General features: G+C 44.8%; 1 protein-coding gene. It reads right to left on the reverse strand.

Annotation, left to right across the window (positions count from 1 at the left end; translation table 11 throughout):
- Window positions 1–290 (reverse strand): hypothetical protein (locus SCRDD08_RS11745; RefSeq protein ID WP_414162619.1); only part of this gene is annotated, 290 nt, incomplete at both ends.

Consider the following 290-nt stretch of genomic DNA (forward strand, 5'->3'; position numbering starts at 1 on the left):
AACCAAGGAAACGGCCGCAGCTCCCCAGCGAAAGATAGTCTCCACCGGTGCTAGCCAAGCTTTGTTCTGCTCCTGCCAGTTCGTAGCCTTCAAACGAGTGTAGTCACCAATCTCCGTCGGAAAGTATAACTGTACCAACTCCTCATCTGTTTTTCCCTCTATCATCTTAATTTCTTGATCTGTGAGAGAATCCTTATCCTTTATTTTTTCTCTTACAATCGATAAATGCTGATCGTAAATATCCTTGGTCGCTTGAATCGGGCTCGTCTTAGCATCAAGCAGCTGAGAAA

Source organism: Streptococcus cristatus (genome assembly GCF_001578775.1).
Classification (GTDB): domain Bacteria; phylum Bacillota; class Bacilli; order Lactobacillales; family Streptococcaceae; genus Streptococcus; species Streptococcus cristatus_A.